This window comes from Pseudomonas sp. P5_B2 (genome assembly GCF_056400445.1).
The window spans coordinates 1-2,131 of the sequence record NZ_JBFULH010000666.1 but is presented as its reverse complement, the minus strand read 5'-3'; the positions used below and the strand labels follow the sequence as shown (position 1 = coordinate 2,131).

The 2,131-nt window shown below is 53.3% G+C and carries 2 protein-coding genes and 2 pseudogenes; 3 read left to right on the top strand and 1 reads right to left on the bottom strand.

All coding sequences use genetic code 11. The features are described 5' to 3' along the window. From AC1DRJ_RS25390 to AC1DRJ_RS25380, 3 genes and pseudogenes are all read left to right on the top strand, one after another. A partial coding sequence (locus AC1DRJ_RS25390) for a DUF2931 family protein (protein ID WP_477804578.1) occupies positions 1 to 260 on the top strand: 260 nt, incomplete at its 5' end. A 3-nt stretch (positions 261 to 263) separates the two neighbouring features. Beyond that, a pseudogene (locus tag AC1DRJ_RS25385) lies at positions 264 to 991 on the top strand (DUF2931 family protein). Between the two features lie 81 nt (positions 992 to 1,072). Continuing rightward, the gene (locus tag AC1DRJ_RS25380) at positions 1,073 to 1,723 is read left to right on the top strand and encodes a DUF2931 family protein (protein ID WP_477804579.1); all 651 of its coding nucleotides are present in this window, start codon (positions 1,073 to 1,075) and stop codon (positions 1,721 to 1,723) included. Between the two features lie 239 nt (positions 1,724 to 1,962). On the opposite strand, the pseudogene AC1DRJ_RS25375 reads toward AC1DRJ_RS25380, so the two are convergent. Next, a pseudogene (locus AC1DRJ_RS25375) lies at positions 1,963 to 2,131 on the bottom strand (IS3 family transposase); the annotation flags it as partial.

The window sequence follows — 2,131 nt, the reverse complement described above, 5'->3', positions numbered from 1 at the left end:
AAAGAGCCTTTTGCAGGGCTGACGGTAAGTGGATCACCGACTATCGCGACGACATTGGCATTGGACTGGCGCCAGGAGGTATCGCCAAGGTCTGGTTGAGCGGTCCGTGCCTAAAGTCGGTCGAAATTGTTCGAGTAGAGGGCACCGTCAATAAACTAGGCCCCTCACAGGGAAAAAATGAAGGCCGCTATGCTCTGCCTTTGTCGCCGGAGTCCAAAGCCTACATCGAGAAATTCGGCGTTCCCTATGACTCTTGGTAACCCATGAACAATCACCAAAAACTTCGACCGGAGAGAGTTTCAATCCATAAGTCCGCCTCTCTGTTTAAAGCAGGCTGTGCAATAGCGCTTGCGCTCTTTTTGGGCGGATGCGCCAAAGACCCTCGCAGATCATTACCCTACGACGCTTGGAGCCTGAATTTCTTTACGCCTGATTATATGGAAGGCTGGATCGAAACGGCGGATGTCGTTGATATCAATGAGCATGTGTTCCGGGGTGCGGGCAGCGGCATACCGGCTATGGGATATCCACGTGCGCTGAGCAAAGGCATACCGTCTGAGTTCAGAGGCAAGCCAGCGGGATGGAGAGAAAATCCTGGAGGCAAGGGTCGGTATGTAAGGGGAGCTGATCTACCCCGTTTGGTGTATGTACGCTGGCAGTCAATGGCTGAACCGCAAACCTATGAAGCCTACATCGAGATTACTGAGTCTGTAGACAGCTAATGCGTAACCGCGAGGACGTATTTTGCGCATTCGACGGCAAGGTCATAACGGATTATCGAGAACTGCTGGTGGTGGGCTTGGCCCCTGGAGGTATCGCCAAAGTATGGGTAAAGGGCCCTTGTCTCTCGGCGATGGAGGTCACCCGAGTCCAAGGCACGATCAGTCCCAAAGGCCCCTACGGGGGAACGTCCAACGGAAAACATCGACCGCTTTCAGAAGAATCAAAAGCCTACATCGACAAGTTCGGCATTCCCTATGGCTCCTGGTAATCCATGAACGATCACCAGAAACCTCGACCAGAGGGGTTTTCAATCCTTGAGTCCTCATCTCTAGTTAAAGCGGTCTGTGCAATGGTGCTCGCGCTCCTTTTGGGAGGATGTGCCTCTGTCGTTAGCAGATCACTACCTTACGACGCGTGGAGCCTTGATTTTTTTAACCCCGACTATATGGAGGTCTGGATTGAAACGGCTAGTGTCGTTGATATCAATGAGCGCGTGTTCCTTCGCGCGGGCAGCGGAATCCCTTCGACTGGCTATCCGCGGGGGCTAAGTAAAGGTATTCCAGCTGTCTTTAAGGGCGATGCAAAGGGGTGGTTTGAGAATCCAACAGGAAAGGGGCGATATGTAACGGGGGCTGACCTGTCTCGTTTGGTCTATGTGCGCTGGCAGTCCGTGGCAGAACCGCAGACCTACTGGGTCTACATCGAGATCCCCGAATCTGCGCGGGACACCATGCTCAAGGCTGAAAACGCTTATTGCGGTGCGGTAGGAAAATGGAAAACCGATTACCGAAAATTTTTGACTATCGGCCTGGCGCCAGGAGGAATCGCCAAGGTGTGGTTGGGTGGGCCCTGTTTAAAAGCGACCGCAGTCACCCGAATCCAAGGCAAAATCCATCCCAAAGGTCCCTACGGGGGCACGTCCAACGGAAAGCATCGACCGCTTTCAGAAGAGTCCAAAGCCTACGTCGACAAATTCGGGATTCCCTATGGCAGCTGGTAAGGAATGCCAACATTTCCGATGCTTAAACACCACCCGACAGTGCTTGTTTAAAACTCCTCAAGGTTACGTCCTGCAAGCTACAACACCTTGCGCCGTTGCCTACGGCTGCGCCAGAATCCGCCGGCTTGTGCGCCTTGGGGCCGGTCGGTAACTTGATTCCCGTCACTGCCCATCAGTGATCGGGTTTAGTAGCCCGTCGTAGTTAAGGCGTACAAGTACTCATCAGTCAGGTGTAGTGGTCAACTAATCCCGGACACGACGTTAAGTTTTTCTTCGGCCCGAGCTGGCGCCAGCCCACCGTTGAATTGATGGGGTCGAATCCAGTTGTACCGATGCATCAAAAATTGACTGATATCGCGCTGGGCTTCTTGAGCCGTTCTGTAACCCAGAGTCGGCACCCATTCGGTT

Bases quoted from the DNA above. Each gene is read 5' to 3' on its own strand.
- AC1DRJ_RS25380 (WP_477804579.1), top strand. From the start codon at position 1,073: ATGGTGCTCGCGCTCCTTTTGGGAGGATGTGCCTCTGTCGTTAGCAGA.